Annotated in this window: 1 protein-coding gene; it reads right to left on the bottom strand. The window is 30.6% G+C overall.

The window, feature by feature from the left end; translation table 11 throughout:
- Nucleotides 1-385, bottom strand: a 385-nt coding sequence (locus AC1DUA_RS40930; protein WP_477505055.1) for a hypothetical protein, incomplete at both ends; no start/stop codon positions are given.

Below are 385 nucleotides of genomic sequence, written 5' to 3'. Positions count from 1 at the left end.
AGCTATAATAGCAAAAATTGTTTTTTTAACAAGGTTCATTTTGTTTGAATAATCAAAAACGGAAGGTAGGCATAATTTACCATTAATACTTTCTATATAGAAGTCCAATATTCGGGATATCCCTTCAAATCCCTCTGGTATTATTGTCAGACCTGACTTATTCAAGCCTTCACAAAAGATTTTTAAAAACAGCGGATTTTGGAATTCTGGATGTAATAATGGAATACTTGGTTGTTGTATTTTATAGTTATCAAAAAACATTTTAGAAGCTTCATACTCTACATCAACAAAACCATTATGTATTACCCTAATCGCAAATCCTTCTTCAATTATTTCCTTTGGTATTAATATATCTACATATGAGGAGCGGACACTAAGGAAAGGA

It is taken from the genome of Paenibacillus sp. 01T422 (assembly GCF_056398785.1).
The sequence above is the reverse complement of the archived record's forward strand: the minus strand, read 5'-3'. Positions and strand labels throughout refer to the sequence as shown.